Annotated in this window: 17 protein-coding genes and 3 tRNA genes; 13 read left to right on the top strand and 7 right to left on the bottom strand. The window is 68.1% G+C overall.

Annotated features, from left to right (window positions below):
• Positions 1 to 97 precede the first annotated feature (97 nt).
• Complete coding sequence (locus ACVXZ4_RS16860; protein ID WP_461795937.1) at positions 98 to 517, top strand: hypothetical protein; 420 nt, start codon at positions 98 to 100, stop codon at positions 515 to 517.
• Between the two features lie 6 nt (positions 518 to 523).
• On the opposite strand, the gene ACVXZ4_RS16855 is transcribed toward ACVXZ4_RS16860, so the two are convergent.
• Positions 524 to 1,153, bottom strand: a complete 630-nt coding sequence (locus ACVXZ4_RS16855; protein ID WP_461795936.1) for a LysE/ArgO family amino acid transporter — start codon at positions 1,151 to 1,153, stop codon at positions 524 to 526.
• A 69-nt stretch (positions 1,154 to 1,222) separates the two neighbouring features.
• Here ACVXZ4_RS16855 and ACVXZ4_RS16850 point away from each other — a divergent pair, with 69 nt between their 5' ends.
• Positions 1,223 to 2,131, top strand: coding sequence for a LysR family transcriptional regulator ArgP (locus tag ACVXZ4_RS16850; RefSeq protein ID WP_461795935.1), 909 nt, complete (start codon positions 1,223 to 1,225; stop codon positions 2,129 to 2,131).
• Here the strand turns inward: ACVXZ4_RS16850 and ACVXZ4_RS16845 are convergent, their stop codons facing one another.
• The 5 genes from ACVXZ4_RS16845 to ACVXZ4_RS16825 all read right to left on the bottom strand — a co-directional run bounded on the left by ACVXZ4_RS16845 (position 2,132) and on the right by ACVXZ4_RS16825 (position 4,070).
• The gene (locus tag ACVXZ4_RS16845) at positions 2,132 to 2,785 is read right to left on the bottom strand and encodes a class I SAM-dependent methyltransferase (protein WP_461795934.1); all 654 of its coding nucleotides are present in this window, start codon (positions 2,783 to 2,785) and stop codon (positions 2,132 to 2,134) included.
• Between the two features lie 74 nt (positions 2,786 to 2,859).
• Positions 2,860 to 3,639 carry an alpha/beta fold hydrolase gene (locus tag ACVXZ4_RS16840; RefSeq protein WP_461795933.1) on the bottom strand — a complete coding sequence of 260 codons (780 nt, stop codon included), beginning with the start codon at positions 3,637 to 3,639 and terminating at the stop codon, positions 2,860 to 2,862.
• Between the two features lie 135 nt (positions 3,640 to 3,774).
• Positions 3,775 to 3,847: transfer RNA gene (locus ACVXZ4_RS16835), tRNA-Phe, on the bottom strand.
• 61 nt (positions 3,848 to 3,908) lie between these two features.
• Positions 3,909 to 3,982 (bottom strand) — tRNA-Asp (locus ACVXZ4_RS16830).
• 15 nt (positions 3,983 to 3,997) lie between these two features.
• Positions 3,998 to 4,070 (bottom strand) — tRNA-Glu (locus tag ACVXZ4_RS16825).
• Between the two features lie 191 nt (positions 4,071 to 4,261).
• On the opposite strand from ACVXZ4_RS16825, the gene ACVXZ4_RS16820 reads away from it, so the two are divergent.
• The 3 genes from ACVXZ4_RS16820 (at position 4,262) to ACVXZ4_RS16810 (ending at position 8,591) form a co-directional block, all read left to right on the top strand.
• The gene (locus ACVXZ4_RS16820; protein WP_461795932.1) at positions 4,262 to 5,509 is read left to right on the top strand and encodes a M23 family metallopeptidase; all 1,248 of its coding nucleotides are present in this window, start codon (positions 4,262 to 4,264) and stop codon (positions 5,507 to 5,509) included.
• A 290-nt stretch (positions 5,510 to 5,799) separates the two neighbouring features.
• The gene (locus tag ACVXZ4_RS16815; protein WP_461795931.1) at positions 5,800 to 7,077 is read left to right on the top strand and encodes a peptidoglycan DD-metalloendopeptidase family protein; all 1,278 of its coding nucleotides are present in this window, start codon (positions 5,800 to 5,802) and stop codon (positions 7,075 to 7,077) included.
• Between the two features lie 149 nt (positions 7,078 to 7,226).
• Positions 7,227 to 8,591: a peptidoglycan DD-metalloendopeptidase family protein gene (locus ACVXZ4_RS16810; protein ID WP_461795930.1), complete on the top strand. Its 1,365-nt coding sequence runs from the start codon at positions 7,227 to 7,229 to the stop codon at positions 8,589 to 8,591.
• A gap of 52 nt (positions 8,592 to 8,643) precedes the next feature.
• On the opposite strand, the gene ACVXZ4_RS16805 is transcribed toward ACVXZ4_RS16810, so the two are convergent.
• A complete protein-coding gene (locus ACVXZ4_RS16805) occupies positions 8,644 to 9,138 on the bottom strand; it encodes an inorganic diphosphatase (RefSeq protein ID WP_461795929.1) in 495 nt (164 codons plus the stop codon).
• A 373-nt stretch (positions 9,139 to 9,511) separates the two neighbouring features.
• Between ACVXZ4_RS16805 and tilS the strand changes: the two genes are divergently transcribed.
• The 8 genes from tilS (at position 9,512) to ACVXZ4_RS16765 (ending at position 16,379) form a co-directional block, all read left to right on the top strand.
• A complete protein-coding gene (gene tilS, locus ACVXZ4_RS16800; protein ID WP_461798015.1) occupies positions 9,512 to 10,420 on the top strand; it encodes a tRNA lysidine(34) synthetase TilS in 909 nt (302 codons plus the stop codon).
• Positions 10,421 to 10,444: 24 nt separating this feature from the next.
• Entirely contained in the window at positions 10,445 to 10,996 is a 552-nt protein-coding gene (hpt, locus tag ACVXZ4_RS16795; RefSeq protein ID WP_461795928.1) for a hypoxanthine phosphoribosyltransferase, read from the top strand.
• 497 nt (positions 10,997 to 11,493) lie between these two features.
• The gene (gene ftsH / locus ACVXZ4_RS16790) at positions 11,494 to 13,491 is read left to right on the top strand and encodes an ATP-dependent zinc metalloprotease FtsH (protein WP_461795927.1); all 1,998 of its coding nucleotides are present in this window, start codon (positions 11,494 to 11,496) and stop codon (positions 13,489 to 13,491) included.
• A gap of 34 nt (positions 13,492 to 13,525) precedes the next feature.
• Positions 13,526 to 14,104, top strand: coding sequence for a GTP cyclohydrolase I (folE, locus tag ACVXZ4_RS16785; protein WP_461795926.1), 579 nt, complete (start codon positions 13,526 to 13,528; stop codon positions 14,102 to 14,104).
• Positions 14,101 to 14,952 carry a dihydropteroate synthase gene (gene folP, locus ACVXZ4_RS16780; protein WP_461795925.1) on the top strand — a complete coding sequence of 284 codons (852 nt, stop codon included), beginning with the start codon at positions 14,101 to 14,103 and terminating at the stop codon, positions 14,950 to 14,952. Before folE ends, folP begins: the two co-directional genes overlap by 4 nt.
• Positions 14,949 to 15,359, top strand: coding sequence for a dihydroneopterin aldolase (gene folB / locus ACVXZ4_RS16775; protein ID WP_461795924.1), 411 nt, complete (start codon positions 14,949 to 14,951; stop codon positions 15,357 to 15,359). The genes folP and folB overlap by 4 nt, the downstream gene beginning before the upstream one ends.
• Entirely contained in the window at positions 15,356 to 15,883 is a 528-nt protein-coding gene (gene folK / locus ACVXZ4_RS16770) for a 2-amino-4-hydroxy-6-hydroxymethyldihydropteridine diphosphokinase (protein WP_461795923.1), read from the top strand. The genes folB and folK overlap by 4 nt, the downstream gene beginning before the upstream one ends.
• Before the next feature lie 13 nt (positions 15,884 to 15,896).
• Positions 15,897 to 16,379, top strand: a complete 483-nt coding sequence (locus ACVXZ4_RS16765) for a DUF3180 domain-containing protein (RefSeq protein ID WP_461795922.1) — start codon at positions 15,897 to 15,899, stop codon at positions 16,377 to 16,379.
• Positions 16,380 to 16,381: the final 2 nt, after the last annotated feature.

The raw sequence follows: 16,381 nt of genomic DNA, 5'->3' as shown, positions 1-16,381 counted from the left end.
GTGGTGTGCCGCACCGACAGGCGCGAGCGGAACCCCCTGTCGCGGCCGCCGTGCCACGCCCTAGGCTGTCGGCATCCGCCGCTATCAGGGAGCGCCAATGAAGACATCCGCCCTTCTCGGCTGCGCCGTGCTTCTGGGCATCGGAGCGCTCGCCCTCTCCGGCTGCGCGCCTGAACCAGTGGCGCCGACCCCCGCGCCCACGGTCACCGTGACGACGACGCCCATGCCGGAGTCCCGCTCTGCGTCCGACTCCCTCACCGCCCTCGATGCCTGGTTGGCATGTTCGTCTGCGGTTCAGGGCAACTACGCGCTCGATAACGCCGGCACGGAGATGGCGCCCTACGATGCCACGATGGTGTCAGCCGGGGCATCCGGAGGGTTCATCGTGAAGGTGAACTTCCAGCCTCCGGGCGGATCGACCACCAACGCGGTGCCGGGGGCGCAGGGCATCTGCACCGTCGGCGGCACGGTGGGCGAACCGGTCATCAAGGAGATCGCGTTCACCGACTTCGGCTAGCGCTGCTCAGTGTCCGAGGGCGAGACGGATGCCGAGGCCGATCATCACGACGGCGATGAGCGCGTCGAGCACCCGCCAGGCCACCGGCCGCGCGAAGACCGGACGAAGCAGACGCGCGCCGAATCCGAGGCCACCGAACCAGAGGATGCTCGCGCCTACGGCCCCTCCGACCCACCACCAGCGTTCGGACGGGCCCTGTTGCGAGGCCACCGATCCGAGGAAGAGCACGGTGTCGAGATACACGTGCGGGTTGAGCCAGGTCAGGGCGAGAATCGTCGTGACCGAGACTCTCAGGCTGGTGCTCCCCGACGGCGACTCGGTTATGAGAGCCCCAGGACGGATCGCCCGGCGCGCGGCGAGTGCCCCGTAGACGAGGAGGAACCCCGCGCCGAGCACACGGATGACGACGAGCGCGATCGGCGCGGCAGTGATGAGCGCACCAAGGCCGAGCACCCCGGCGAGGATGAGCACGGCATCCGAGAGCGCGCAGATGGCGACCACCGGGGCGATGATCCGGGTGCGTCCTTCGATGCCGAGGCGCAGCACGAACGCATTCTGGGCGCCGATCGCGATGATCAGGGAGAGACCGGTCACGAGGCCGAGCATGGCCGGCAGCAGGGTCGTGGAGGGGGTCATGGAACCCACCGTAGGACGCGCCTGATCTGAAATCCAGCTACTGTTTTTCAGGCTGCATAAGCTGGGCTAATGCATCGATTCTCACTCGACCAGCTGGACACGCTCCTGGCCGTCATCGACGCCGGATCGTTCGAGTCGGCGGCGGCTCGGCTCCACGTGACCCCGTCGGCCGTGTCGCAGCGCGTGAAGGCGATGGAGCAGGCATCCGGCCGAGTGCTCGTGCAGCGCACCTCCCCGGTTGCACTCACCGAGGCCGGGAATGTGCTGCTGCGGTATGCGCGGCAGGTCGACCTGCTCGAGGCAGACACGTTGCGCACGCTCCGGGTCGACTCCGAGCCGGGCCGCCCCTTCCGGGTGTCGCTCGCAGTGAACGCGGACAGTCTCGCCACCTGGTTCCTCGATTCGCTCGCCGGGCTGGGCGAGCGGCTCGGCGTTGTCTTCGACCTGCACCGCGAAGACCAGGAGCGCACGACCGCCCTCCTCCGCGCGGGGACCGTCATCGCCGCGGTCACCTCCACGCGGGAGGCCGTGCAGGGCTGCGTGATCGAGCCGCTCGGCATCATGCGCTACCGGGCGGTCGCCACCCCGGCTTTCCGCGATCGATGGATGCCGGGGGAAACCGTTCTGACCCGGCTCGCGGATGCACCGGTCGTCACCTTCGATCGCAACGATGGGCTGCAGGAGCGGTTTCTGCGGGAGTTCAGCGGGAGCGGCAGCGGGAGCCCGGCGGCTCACTACGTGCCGACATCCGCCGACTTCGCCCGGTCGATCATGCTCGAGTTCGGTTGGGGACTGCTGCCCGAGCAGCAGTGCCTCGCACCGATCTCCGCGGGCGTGCTGGTGGAACTGGCTCCCGCGCGTCCGGTGGACGTGCCGCTGTACTGGCAGCGGTGGAACCTGGCGTCCCCGCTGCTCGACGCCGTGTCGGGGGCGGTGCGGGCGGGAGCGGCCGGGCCGCTGCTGCGGCCTGCCGGCTGACTAGCGGTTGCGCCGGAGGGTCAGGACGCTGTCGGAGATTGCCCGCGAGATGCCGTCCGGCCCCGTCGTGATCCGTTCGACGATCGCGTTCGTGAGCACTGTCCAGTCGTCCGAGTCCAGCCGCCCGTCAGCCGACTCGTCAGAGAACAGGGTAGCGAACACGTCGTCCGGCGTCGGGAGCTCCAGCAGCGGATGCTCGTGGGCAGCGCCATCCGGATGGTCCCAGTGCGGCGCGCCCGAGTGCCCCACGACGAGGAAGATCCCTCCGGATGCGACGGCGGCCGCCGCCCGCCGGAGTATCCGCTCCCGCGGCAGGTGGACCTTGGAGTGCAGGAAACACGAGGTGACCAGGTCGTAGCGGGTCGGCGGATGCCACTCGGCGAGGTCAGCGGCTATCCAGGTGATGTCGTCTCCGGGCTGCTCGGCTGCGGCGCCGAACGCCAGGGCGGTCGCGGAGATGTCGACCGCGGTCACCGACCATCCGTTGTGGGCGAGCCAGAGCGCGTCTCCCCCTTCCCCGCTTCCCAGGTCGAGGGCCGAGCCCGGCTCGACGCCCGCGATCTCGCGCTCGAGCGCCGCATTCACATTTCCGCTCCAGGACCTGCCGTTCTCCCGGTAGCGATTCTCCCAAAAGTCGGCGGCGCTCATCGGCATGGTGCAACTGTGGGGCCACGACCGGGGAGCGGCAAATCGTTGTGCCGAAACGGCAACCGCAGGAAGTGCCGTCGTTACGCCGCTTCGAGGAACGTCAGGATCTCGCGGGCGAGGCGTGGATTGCCCTGGGTGCCCAGGTGGCCGGCGCCCGCGTGGACGCTCACCTGCGCGTTCGGCATGCGCTCCGAAGTGTGCGTGAACAGGGCGGACGAGTAGAACCGGTCGAGCTCGCCGCCGGTGATCAACGTGCGCACCTCGATGGTCTCGAGACGGTGGTCGAGGTCGAAATCGTCCTCGGCATCCAGGGTCACGAGCAGGTCGCGGTCGCCCCGTCCGATGATGGCGCGCGGCGCGATCAGCCCGGCGATCGACCTGAGGGCGTGCTCGAACGGTGTGGCGCCGGTATTGCCGAAGTAGACGGCGGCGGCCCGGCGATCGCGTCCGGCGCGCAGCAGCTCGGCGACGGTGCGCTGCGTCGCGCGGCCCCGGTCGCTGAGCCGGTGAGCGGATGACACCAGCACCAGTCTCCTCACGAGCTCTGGATAGTCGGCCGCGAGCTGGAGGGCGATGGTGCCACCCGTGGAAATTCCGAGGATGTCGACCGGTTCGTCGAACAGCGAGGTGACCGTGTGCGCATATTCCGCGGCGAGGTCGGCGATCGAGGTCCCTGGTTCCAGGTCGTACCGCCGATCGATGCTGACGACGGTGCGGTCACCGATGAAGTCGGCGATCTCCTTGCGCTGCATCCACGCTTTGAGCCGGGTCGGAGTGCCCGTGCGGCCCGAGAGTCCCGGCAACACGACCAGCGGCGCGCCGCTCCCCGCGGAGAAGTGAGGCAGCGCTCTCTCGGTCATGGTCGATTTTACGCACGCGGGTATTACGGACGGGTGACCGCTGTGTATGGATCAGGTAAGAGTTTGCGGGCTGTCGCCGCGGGCTCGACGGCGCAAAAAAGTCCCACCCCGCGTAGAAGCCGCGAAATGGGACAGTGGCTCCGACGGGCGTCGATCCCGTGACCTCTCGATTTTCAGTCGAACGCTCTACCAACTGAGCTACAGAGCCTTAGCGTCTAACGATAGACGTAATAAGGCACGGCCGTCTGGCGAGAGATGACCGTGCCTTGCGACCCTGACCGGACTTGAACCGGCGACCTCCGCCGTGACAGGGCGGCGCGCTAACCAACTGCGCTACAGGGCCTAGCTATGTGTTTCGTGACCCCAACGGGATTCGAACCCGTGTTAACGCCGTGAAAGGGCGCCGTCCTAGGCCACTAAACGATGGGGCCGTGAAGAAAAATCCTTCATAGCTGCCGAGGGACAAGCATAGGGGAGCCCAGCCCCTTTTCCAAACCACCACCGGATGCCGCCGAGATCGGCCGACGCATCCCCTCCCCACTCCGCCGCCACTCCGCTAAAATACGGGGACCCGTCACCCCTCGGAGGTAGGTTCAACGTGTTGTCGAGACTTCGGGGAAAAATGACACACACGAACGGCCAGGGCGACGCGGCCCACCCAGCACGGATGCTCCGCGGCAGGCGGGCGATCGCAACGGTCGCCATGCTCGCGGTGCTCACTGCAGGGTCGATCCTCGGTCAGGCCGGCTCGCCCGCGTTCGCCGCCGACTACCCCAGCTGGGACGACGTGCAGGCCGCCCGCCAGAGCAAGGACGCGACCGCGGCAGAAGTCACCCGCGTGCAGGGACTGTTGGCCGGGCTTCAAGCCGCCGTCGATGCGACACAGGCCGTCGCCATCCAGAAGGGTGACGAGTACCAGGCCGCACAGCAGAAGTACGATGAGGCCGCCTACAAGGCCGCCGAGCTCCAGAAGCAGGCGGATGCCGCTCAGGCGAAGGCCGCGAAGTCCAAGCAGCAGGCCGGCCAGCTCGCTGCCCGGCTCTCCCGGTCCGCCGGAAACGACCTCTCCACCCGCCTGTTCTTCAGCGGGGGAGACTCCAAGGCCTACCTCGCCCAGCTCGGCCTCGAGAGCATGGTCAAGGACCAGTCCGCCGGCATCTACGAGAAAGCCATCCAGGACCAGAACACCGCGCAGTCGCTGACCGACCAGGCGGATGTCGCAAAGGCGGCCCTCAAGATCCTCGCGGACACCGCGCAGAAGGCGCTGGCCGAAGCAACGACCTCTGCGGAAGCCGCCGCGGCCGCCTACACCGAGCAGAGCGACAACTCGGCTCGCCTCCAGGCGCAGCTCGCCACCCTCACGACGAACGTCGATCACCTCGAGAGCGAGTACGTCGACGGGATCAAAGCACTCTGGGGAGAACTCGCGGGCCTCGGCGCGGGCAAGATCTCGACGACCGGCTGGGTGCGTCCGGCGGGCGGCCACATTTCAAGCCCCTTCGGATTCCGCATCAACCCGTACACGCACTCTTACGCGTTCCACGCCGGCACAGACCTCGGTGCAAGCTGCAACTCGCCGATCTTCGCGGCCCACGGCGGCACCGTCGTCTACGCAGGGCCGAACGGCGGCTATGGCAACTTCGTGCTCATCGACAACGGCAACGGAATCTCCACCGGCTACGGGCACATCGTCAACGGCGGCATCCACGTGAGTGTCGGCCAGCCCGTCGGCCCCGGCCAGCCGATCGCGGCCGTCGGCAGCACCGGTCACTCGACCGGCTGCCACCTCCACTACGAGGTGCGGCAGAACGGCAACGCCATCGATGCCGTGCCGTTCATGCGCAACAACGGCATCGAGTTGGCGAACTGACCCGAGTGACCCTGCGCCGCCCAGTCGACTCTGCGCCCGAAAGTCGCCCGGCGAAACAACTGTGCGCCCGAAAGTCGACTGTGCGGTCGAACGATTCGCCGCAGAGTGCACTGAGGGCAGCACAGTGGCGGCGACGGTGCTGCCGACGACGGGATCGCCCGCTGAGGGCGCACCCCGCGCCGCGCCGTCGGCAAACGCTGGTCATCCCGCAACCGGGTTGTTAGTGTGACTGATGTTAACAGTGTTACTGGAGTGACTCAGGCTCGTCGAGGTCACGGAATCGGGGACTGATGGCGCTCATCAACGGCGGCACCGTGCAACGCATACGACACAGGTCGGCCGGCGTGCGGCGTTGGATCTCCGCGCTCGCTGTGCTCTCCGTGCTGGCGAGCGGGTCGATCATCGGCTCGACCTCAGCGGCCTACGCGACCACCTATCCGAGCTATGCCGACGTGCAGAACGCCCGGCGAAGCGAGGCGGCCAAGAAAGCCGAGGTCGACACTCTCACCCAGCTGCTGGCGACCCTGCAGGCCGCGGTGGATTCCACTCAAGCCGACGCGGTGCAGAAGGGCGCGGCAGCCCAGCAGGCCCAGCAGAACTATGACGATGCCGCGGCGAAGGCGCAAAAACTGAAGGGCCAGGCGGATGATGCCCAGGCCCGGGCGGACCGCTCGAAGCAGCAGGCGGGCCAGCTCGCCGCCCAACTCGCACGCTCCGGCGGCACCGACCTGAGCAGCACCCTGTTCTTCAACAGCAGCGAGGCCAAGAGCCTGCTCACCCAGCTCGGGCTCGCCAGCATGGTGAAAGACCAGTCGGTGGGGATCTACGACAAGGCGATCCAGAACCAGAACGTCGCGCGCGCTCTCACCGACCAGGCGGATGTCGCCAAGGAGGCGTTGAAAGCGCTCGCGAGTGAAGCCGAGAAAGCGGCGCAGGCGGCGGCAGATGCCGCACAGGCCGCGGCCGCGGCGCTCAGCGAACAGCAGGCCCACCAGATCGAGCTGAACGCCCAGCTCGCCATCCTGGTGTCCAACACGAACCAGACCGAAGCCGACTATGCGACCGGCGTCGAGGTGGCCCGCCAGGCTGCTGCGGCGGCACTCGCCGCGCAGCTCGCAGCGGCACCGCGGGCGGGACAGATCTCCTCGGCGGGATGGGCGCGCCCAGCCGGAGGGCACATCTCCAGTCCGTACGGCTATCGCATCGACCCCTACAACGGCAAGTACGCCCTGCATGAGGGCACCGACCTTGCGGCCGGCTGCGGCAGCCCCATCTACGCCGCGCACAGTGGCACGGTCGTGCTCGCCGGACCCTACGGCGGCTATGGCAACTACATCCGCATCCGCAACGACGGCGACAGCAGCTACGAGACCGCCTATGGGCACATCGTCAACGGTGGCATCCTCGTGCACATCGGGCAGAGCGTGCAGGTGGGTCAGAACATCGCCAGGGTCGGGAGCACCGGGATGTCGACGGGATGCCACTTGCATTTCGAGATCCACCACAACGGCGGAACCCAGGATCCGGTGCCGTTCATGCGTTCGATGGGCGTGGAACTCGCCAACTGAATCCACCGGTTCGAGCGGCGGATCGTCCCCACCCGTTCGTGGGACTGGCGCGTCTTCCGGCCGCTTGCTACTGTGACAGATGTTAACAGTGTTACTCATGTGACTGCACCTGTGACCGTGGGGGGATCTGCGGCACGACTCGGGGACTGATGAAATCCACATTGCTCGGCCGCTCGGCCGCCCAGGCGACTTCCGGCACGGCCGCAGAGGCGCGCGCTCCACGATCCACTATCGGCATTCGGGCCTCTCGCGTAACCGCGGTCGCCGCGGCGATCGCCGTCGTGGTGGCCGCAACCATCCTCGGCCAGGCCGGCCAGTCCGCCTACGCCGCCGACTACCCCACCTGGGCCGATGTGCAAGCCGCGCGCAACAGCGTCAAGGCCAAAGAAGCGCAGATCGCCCAGCTCGACGCCCTCCTCACCGGACTCCAGTCCCAGGTCGACGCCACCCAGGCCGCCGCCGAACAGAAGGGCGCGGAGTGGCAGGCCGCCCAGCAGAAGTTCGACGAGTCGTCGTTCCGTGCGGGTGAGCTGCAGAAGCAGGCGGATGTCGCCAAGGCGAAGGCCGCGAAGTCCAAGCAGCAGGCCGGCCAGCTCGCCGCCCGTCTCGCCCGCACCGGCGGAAGTGACCTCTCCGCCCGACTGTTCTTCAACGGCGGCGAGTCGAAGAGCCTGCTCTCGCAGCTCGGCCTCGCCAGCATGGTCAAGGACCAGTCGGCCGGCCTCTACGACAAGGCCACCCAGGACCAGAATTCTGCGCAGTCCCTCACCGACCAGGCCAATGTGGCCGCGGACGCCCTCAAGGTACTCGCCGCTGTTGCCCAGACCGCGCTCGATGAGGCAAACGCCGCGTCAGAGAAGGCCACCTCCGCCCTCAGTGCGCAGAAGGCCAACAAGGAGCGGCTCGAAGCCCAGCGGGCGATGCTCGTGAGCAACACCGCGACGACGGAGGCCAGCTACCAGGACGGCGTCGAATACCGGGCCGAGGAAGCCAAGAAGCTCAAAGCAGCGCAGGAGGCCGCCGCCGCCAAAGCCGCAGCCGACTGGGTCGCCGCGCATCCGCCGTCGTCCGGGGGCAGCGGCGGGGGCGGTTCGAGCGCGAGCCCGAGTGGATGGGTGCGCCCCTCCGGTGGCCGCGTCAGCAGCCCGTTCGGCTGGCGCGTCAACCCCTACTCGGGCAAGGAAGCATTGCACGCCGGAACGGACCTCGCGCCCGGGTGCAACTCCCCGATCTTCGCCGCCCACGCCGGCACGATCACCTTCGCCGGCCCGAACGGCGGGTATGGCAACTTCATCCTCATGAACAACGGTGACGGAGTTTCCACCGGCTACGGCCACATCGTCAACGGCGGCATCCTGGTGCGGGCCGGGCAGCAGGTGCAGGTGGGCCAGCAGATCGCGAAGGTCGGCAGCACCGGCAATTCCACCGGGTGCCACCTGCACTTCGAGGTGCGCCCCGGCGGTGTGGCGATCGATGCCGCGCCGTTCATGGCCGCACGCGGGGTTTCCTTCTAACCGACTTCACCGGCCGAGCCCGGCGCAATCACCGGCTCGACCATCCGATGTTCTAGTGGTCGCGCTCGGCCGCCAGCTTCTCGATGCCGGCCTGCACGATCGCCTCGGCTTCGGCGGCGTTGCCCCAACCCTCGGTCTTGACCCACTTGCCGGGCTCGAGGTCTTTGTAGTGCTCGAAGAAGTGCTCGATCTCCTTGCGCTGGAACTCCGGAATGTCGTCGACATCCTGGATGTGCGACCAGCGCGGATCCTTCGCCTGCACGGCGATCACCTTGGCGTCTGAGCCGCCGTCATCCGTCATGTTGAAGACGCCGACCGGGCGCACCTTCAGACCGACTCCCGGGAAGAGCGGGTAATCGAGAAGCACGAGCACGTCCACCGGGTCGCCGTCGAGGCCGAGGGTGTTCTCGAAGAAGCCGTAGTCGGTCGGGTAGACGAAGCCGGTGAAGAGCACCCGGTCGAGGAAGACGCGGCCGGTGACGTGATCGACCTCGTACTTGTTCTTGCTCCCCTTGGGGATCTCGATGATCGCGTCGTAGCTGGCCATGAGGGGCGCTCCTAAAGTTCGGTGGATGACGCAATAACGTTATCGGATGACCACACGCCCCCGCCTGACTCCCGCTATCGCCGACGTGCGCTCCGCGGCGCGTGCGTGCCTCGGCGGCATTGAAACCGCGTCTGCATCCCTTCGCTACTACCCTGCCGCCGCCGCTCCTGCCGCTCCTGCCGCTCCGGCCGTTCCTGCCGCTCCGGCCGCTCCTGCCGCTCCTGCCGTTCCGGCCGCTCCGGCCGCTCGAAATGCAGGATCCGGTGTGACTCCTGGGGCAGAAGAGGCGTCCGGGGCGACTTCTGTCACTGGGAGTCCTGCATTTCGCACGGGTACGGCGGGGAATGCAGGGCCAGGACGGGCTGCGCCGGGGATCGCGTCGGTGCTCGTCGCGCTCAGCGGGGGTCCGGACTCGCTCGCGCTGGCAGCCGCCACCGCGTTCGAAGCACCCCGGGTGGGCATCCGCGCCGGGGCGGTGATCGTCGATCATGGACTGCAGGACGGGTCGGCGGATGTCGCGGCTCGGGCCGCCCGCCAGGCCCGTGACCTCGGGCTCGACCCGGTGATCGTCACGCGAGTCGCCGTCGGCACGGCCGGGGGACCGGAGGCGGCCGCCCGCGATGCCCGGTATGCGGCGCTGGCGGAGGCCGCCCGGGATTCCGGGGCATCCGCGGTGCTGCTCGGGCACACCCTCGACGACCAGGCTGAGTCGGTGCTGCTCGGGCTTGCACGCGGAAGCGGGCCCGGGAGCATCACCGGAATGGCGGCGGTGAGCGGCCTTTATCGACGCCCACTGCTCGCAGTCACCCGTGCGACCACCGAGCGGTTCTGCGCCGACTCCGGGCTCGAGCCCTGGAATGACCCGCAGAATGACGACGAGAGATTCACCCGGGTGCGCGTGCGGAAGACCGTGCTGCCGATGCTCGAACGTGAGCTCGGACCGGGCTTCGCGGCGGCGCTCGCCCGCACCGCCGACCTCGCGCGCGAAGACACCGATGCGCTCGACCAGTTCGCCGCCGACCAGCTCGAGGAGCTGGCCGACCACGCCGAAGCGGGCATCTCGCTCGCGGCCAGCGCGCTCGAGCACGACCCGCCGGCCCTGCGCCAGCGCATCATCCGGGCCACAGTCCTCGCCGAGTTCGGGGTGAGTCTCAGCCGTTCGCAGACCCTCGAGGTGTCGCGGCTTGTGACCGACTGGCACGGGCAGTCGACCATCGACCTCCCGGGTCTCAGCGCCGAGAGGGTCGGGGGGCTGCTGCACTTCCGCTCGACGCGCACCTAGGCCAGCCGATGAAAGAATGGGGTCATGGAATACAGCGACATCGCCGATGACCTCGAGAGCGTGCTCATCACCGAGCAGGAGATCCGCGACAAGATCGCCGAGTTGGCCCGTCGCATCGAGGCCGACTACCTGGGGGAGCGACTGCTGCTCGTGGGGGTGCTTCGCGGCGCCGTGATGGTGATGGCCGACCTCGCGCGGGAGCTCACGCTGCCGATCGAGATGGACTGGATGGCGGTCTCGTCGTATGGCTCCGGTACCGAGTCATCCGGGGTCGTACGTATCCTCAAGGACCTCGACACCGACCTGCACGGCCGCAAGGTGCTCATCGTCGAGGACATCATCGACTCGGGGCTCACCCTCTCGTGGCTGCGCGCCAACCTCGGGATGCGCGGCGCCGACTCCGTGGAGATCTGCGCGCTGCTGCGCAAGCCGGCGGCAGCCAAGCTCGCCGTCGACGTGCGGTACGTCGGTTTCGAGATCCCCAACGCCTTCGTCGTGGGGTACGGCCTCGACTACGCGGAGAAGTACCGCAACTACCGCGACATCGGGATCCTCGCACCGCACGTCTACGCGTAGAACCCCTCGTCTCGATAGGGGCGCACTACTCGGCCAGCGGGATGCGGGCCGTGAGGGAGCCTGCGTCGCGATGCGGTCGCGCCCCGTTCACGGATCAGGAGTCGCGAGACCCTTGTGGCGCGTCGGCCCTCCAAGCACGGCGTGTCGCGCGAATCTCCTGATCCGCGAACGGGACGGGGCCGGGACACCCCGAGGGGAAAATTTTCGACGAGTGCGGCCAGGGGCGGCCGAGCCCCGGCCGGGTCTCGACGGGGGCGCTGGGCGCCCTGCTCGACCAACGGGGATACGGTCGTCGGGCGCCCTGCTCGACCAACGGGGATACCGGCGCCGGGTGCCCTGCTCGACCAACGCGGATACGGGCGCTGGGCGCCCTGCTCGTCCAGCGGGTTCGGGGATTACGCCCACGGCAAACATGCAGCAGCCACCCAGTACCGCTCGGGTAGCCTTGGCGTCACATTCTTCGTCAGAAAGGTGCCGGGCGTGATCCCCGGAACACTATGGATTTCAAGCGATTTCTCCGCGGCCCGCTGATCTACATCCTGCTGGCAGTCATCGTCGTGTCGGTCGGATTCAGCCTCCTCAGCGGCTCCGGATTCAAAGAGATCACGACCAAGGACGGCCTCGCCCTCCTCCAAGACGACAAGGTCGCCTCGGCCAAGATCGTCGACAGCGAACAGCGCGTTGACCTCACTCTGGCCACCGCCGGAGCCGACGGCAAGCAGGTGCAGTTCTACTACGCCACCGCCCGCGGCGCCGACATCGTCAAGGCCGTGGACTCCTCCGGCGCCAAGTACGACGACCAGGTCGACAAGGGCAACTGGCTGTCGTCGCTTCTCGGTCTCGTCATCCCGTTCATCATCATCGGCCTGATCTTCTGGTTCCTTCTCTCCAGCATGCAGGGCGGCGGATCCAAGGTCATGCAGTTCGGCAAGTCCAAGGCCAAGCTCGTCTCCAAGGAGAGCCCCAAAGTCACGTTCGCGGATGTCGCGGGTGCCGACGAGGCGATCGAGGAACTCGAGGAGATCAAAGACTTCCTGAAGGATCCGGCCAAGTTCCTCGCGGTCGGCGCACGCATCCCCAAGGGAGTGCTGCTCTACGGCCCTCCCGGCACCGGCAAGACGCTCTTGGCCCGCGCTGTCGCCGGTGAGGCGAACGTGCCGTTCTACTCGATCAGCGGATCGGACTTCGTCGAGATGTTCGTCGGAGTCGGCGCGAGCCGCGTGCGCGACCTCTTCGCCCAGGCCAAGGAGAACTCCCCGGCGATCATCTTCGTCGACGAGATCGACGCCGTCGGACGCCACCGCGGATCCGGCATGGGTGGCGGCCACGACGAGCGCGAGCAGACTCTCAACCAGCTGCTCGTCGAGATGGACGGGTTCGACGTCAAGACGAACGTCATCCTCATCGCGGCGACGAACCGTCCCGACATCCTCGACCCCGCGCTGCTGCGCCCCGGTCGCTTCGACCGCCAGATCGGAGTGGATGCTCCCGACCTCCTCGGCCGCAAGCAGATCCTCGAGGTGCACGGCAAGGGCAAGCCCCTCGCGGCCGGAGTCGACCTCGAGGTGCTCGCGCGCAAGACGCCGGGATTCACCGGAGCCGACCTGGCGAACGTGCTGAACGAGGCCGCGCTCCTCACCGCCCGCTCGAACGCGCAGCTCATCGACAACCGGGCCCTGGATGAGGCCGTCGACCGCGTGATGGCCGGACCCCAGCGCCGCACCCGCGTGATGCGCGACCAGGAGAAGCTCATCACCGCCTACCACGAGGGCGGACACGCCCTCGTCGCCACGGCGATGCGCAATACCGACCCCGTCACCAAGGTCACCATCCTTCCCCGAGGTCGTGCGCTCGGCTACACGATGGTGCTGCCGCTCGAAGACCGCTACTCCATCAGCCGAAACGAGCTGCTCGACCAGCTCGCCTACGCGATGGGTGGCCGTGTCGCAGAGGAGGTCGTGTTCCACGACCCCACAACCGGGGCATCCAACGACATCGAGAAGGCCACGTCGACCGCGCGCAAGATGGTGACCGAGTTCGGCATGTCGTCGAACATCGGATCGGTCAAGCTGGGCTCCGGATCGGGCGAGATGTTCCTCGGCCGTGACATGGGCAGCCAGCGCGACTACTCCGAGCGGCTCTCCGAGCAGGTCGATGCCGAGGTGCGCACCCTCATCGAGAACGCGCACAACGAGGCCTGGGAGGTTCTCAACGAGAACCGCGACATCCTTGACAAGCTCGCGACGGCCCTCCTCGAGAAGGAGACCCTCGACCACACCGAGCTCGCCGAGATCTTCAAGGACGTCAAGAAGATGCCCGAGCGGCCCCAGTGGCTGTCGAGCACCAAGCGCCCGGTGTCGGCCCTTCCCCCCGTGCTCGTGCCGCAGAAGGCGCCGATCGACGCCGGAGTGGTGGATGGCGGAGTCACGTCGGAGCCGGCGAAGAAGGCGCGCGAGCCACGCCCGCGCAAGCGCCCCGACATCGCCACCGCGTAGTCCCGCTGCGCTGTCTCCCTCTACGCTCGTAGACGTGAGTATCGATACCGCACGGATCGAGGCTGCCGTTCTCGAGATCCTCGCCGCGATCGGCGAGGATCCGGCTCGGCCGGGACTGCTGAGCACTCCGAAACGCATCGCCGAGTCGTACGGCGAGTTCTTCTCCGGGCTCGGCGTCGACCCGCTCGACCACCTCGCGCCCAGTGTGGACTTCATCGCCGACACCCCTGAGGCCGGCGAACTGGTGCTCCTTCGCGACATCGAATTCCGTTCCATGTGCGAACACCACCTTCTGCCGTTCACCGGGGTCGCCCACCTCGCCTATCTTCCGGGTGCCCGAATCGTCGGCCTCGGTTCCCTCGTCCGGGTCGTCGAAACCCTCGCCGCTCGTCCGCAGCTGCAGGAGCGGCTTACCGAGGAGATTGCGGATGCGCTCGAGGCCGGCCTCGACGCGCGCGGAGTGCTCGTGGTGCTCGATGCCAGCCACGGATGCGTCACCGCGCGGGCGAGCCGCCAGGTGCACTCGACGACCGTCACCCTCGCGAGTCGCGGCATCCTCTCCCAGCCGGCGGAGCGGGCCGAGATCATGGCACTGATCGGGGCGACACCGTGAGCGGCGAACTGGTCTCTCTCCGGCCGTATCGTCCGGTCGGTCTCTCCCGGCCCCGCATCATGGGAATCGTCAACGTGACCCCTGACTCCTTCAGCGACGGCGGCCTCTACCTCTCGCAGGATGCCGCGATCGCCCACGGCGAGCAGCTCGTGACCGCCGGGGCCCAGCTCGTGGACGTCGGCGGGGAGTCGACCCGGCCAGGGGCCGTGCGCGTCTCCGCGGTCGAAGAGCAACGCCGGGTTCTGCCCGTGATCGAGGCGCTCGTCGACCGGGGCATCCCGGTGAGTGTCGACACCATGAATGCGTCGACCGCGCTCGCCGCCGCCGAACTGGGGGCGGTCATCATCAACGACGTGTCGGCCGGTCTCGCCGACCCGGGTATGGCGAGAGTCGCAGCCGAGACCGGGCTCCACTTCATCGCGAGCCACTGGCGGGGGCCGAACGCCCCCGGCGACACGAGCCGCCCGAGCACCACCTATGGGAACGTGCTGAGGGATGTGCGCACTGAGCTGAAGAACCGGGTGGCGGAGCTCATCGTCAACGGGGTGCGGCCGGACCGCATCATCCTCGATCCCGGCATCGGCTTCGCCAAGACCGCCGAGCAGAACTGGCAGCTGCTCTCCAACATCGCCGCCCTCAGCACCATCGGATACCCAGTGCTGATCGGGGCTTCCCGCAAGAGATTCCTGGCCCCGCTCGTCGAGCCGGACGCCCCGACCTCGGCCCGCGATACCGCGACGGCCACCATCAGTGCGCTGGCCGCCCAGTCCGGAGTGTGGGGGGTTCGCGTGCACAATGTCGCCGCAACGAAGGATGCCCTCGACGTGTGGGAGGCGATGCAACCGTGACCGACCGCAATCCGACCGAACAGGACTCGCCGATGGACAGCATCCGACTCGAGGGTCTTCGCATCTTCGCCCACCACGGCGTGCTCGAGTTCGAGCGGGAGAACGGCCAGGAGTTCGTCATCGACCTCGAGATCGCGGTCGATCTCGCACCGGCAGCGGCCTCCGACGACGTGACCAAGACCATCCACTACGGCGAGTTGGCCGAGGCCGTGTACGCGGCGGTCCAGGCTGACGCGGTGGATCTCATCGAGACTGTGGCGGAACGGGTCGCCGCCATCGTCCTCGGCTACGAGCGGGCCAAGCGGGTCACCGTCACCATCCACAAGCCTGCGGCGCCGATCACCGTGCCCTTCGGCGACGTCTCGGTGACCATCACCCGCAGCCGCCCGATCGGCCCCACCCCGTGAGGCGCCGCATCGTGCTGCCCGTCGTCATCGCGCTCGGCTCAAACCTGGGCGATCGGGAAGAGAACCTGCGGGCCGCCGTGCGCGACATCGTCGCTCTCGACGGCGTCTCGGTGACCGCGGTCTCCGGCATCGTGCAGTCCCACGCCGTCAAACCGACGGGAACGGATGCCGCGGCCCCCGACTACCTCAACGCCGTGATGCTCGTTCAGAGCGCCCTCCACCCCGAGGCCCTGCTCGTGGAGCTTAATCGCATCGAGGCAGACCACGGCCGGGTGCGGGTCGAGCGGTGGGGCGATCGGACCCTCGACCTCGACATCATCGACTTCGCCGGGCTGGAACGCGACTCCGATGACCTCACGCTTCCGCATCCGAGGGCCTGGGAGCGCGCCTTCGTGGTCGTGCCCTGGTTGCAGGCCGACCCGGATGCCGTCATTCGCGGGCGCGGTCGCATCGATTCGCTGCCGGTCGCGACGTCGACCGAGGTGTGGTCCTACGACTCGCCGCCGCTTTGGATTGCGTCATGAAGCGGGGCGCGTCATGAAGCGGACGAACATCACCACCCTCGTGCTGCTCGCGCTCATCGGCGGCATCGGTGGCGGATTCGTCGAGACTCTCCTCGCCGCTGCGGGGCGCCCGATCGTGCTCCCTCCGCTCACTCTCGGGCTCGCCCTCCTGGCCATCGGGATCATGGTGGTCGTGCTCGCCCTGCCCATCCGGAGGCTCACCCGCGGCAAGGCGACTCAGCCGATCGATCCGTTCTATTCGACGCGGGTGCTCGTGCTCGCCAAGGCCAGTGCGCTGAGCGGGTCGCTGGTTACCGGATTCGGAGCCGGGGTGCTCGTCTACCTGCTGTCGCGATCGGTGGTGCCGGGGGCGGGATCCGTCGGGCTCGCCGTTGCCACGCTGGTCGGCGCTGCCGGTCTCCTGGCCGGGGGCCTCGTAGCAGAGCACATGTGCACGATCCCGCCGAGCGACGACGATGACGACCAGGGCGACCGCGCCGTGCGGGTTCGGCCGTAGGG

The organism is Lacisediminihabitans sp. FW035, assembly GCF_054880895.1.
The sequence above is the reverse complement of the archived record's forward strand: the minus strand, read 5'-3'. Positions and strand labels throughout refer to the sequence as shown.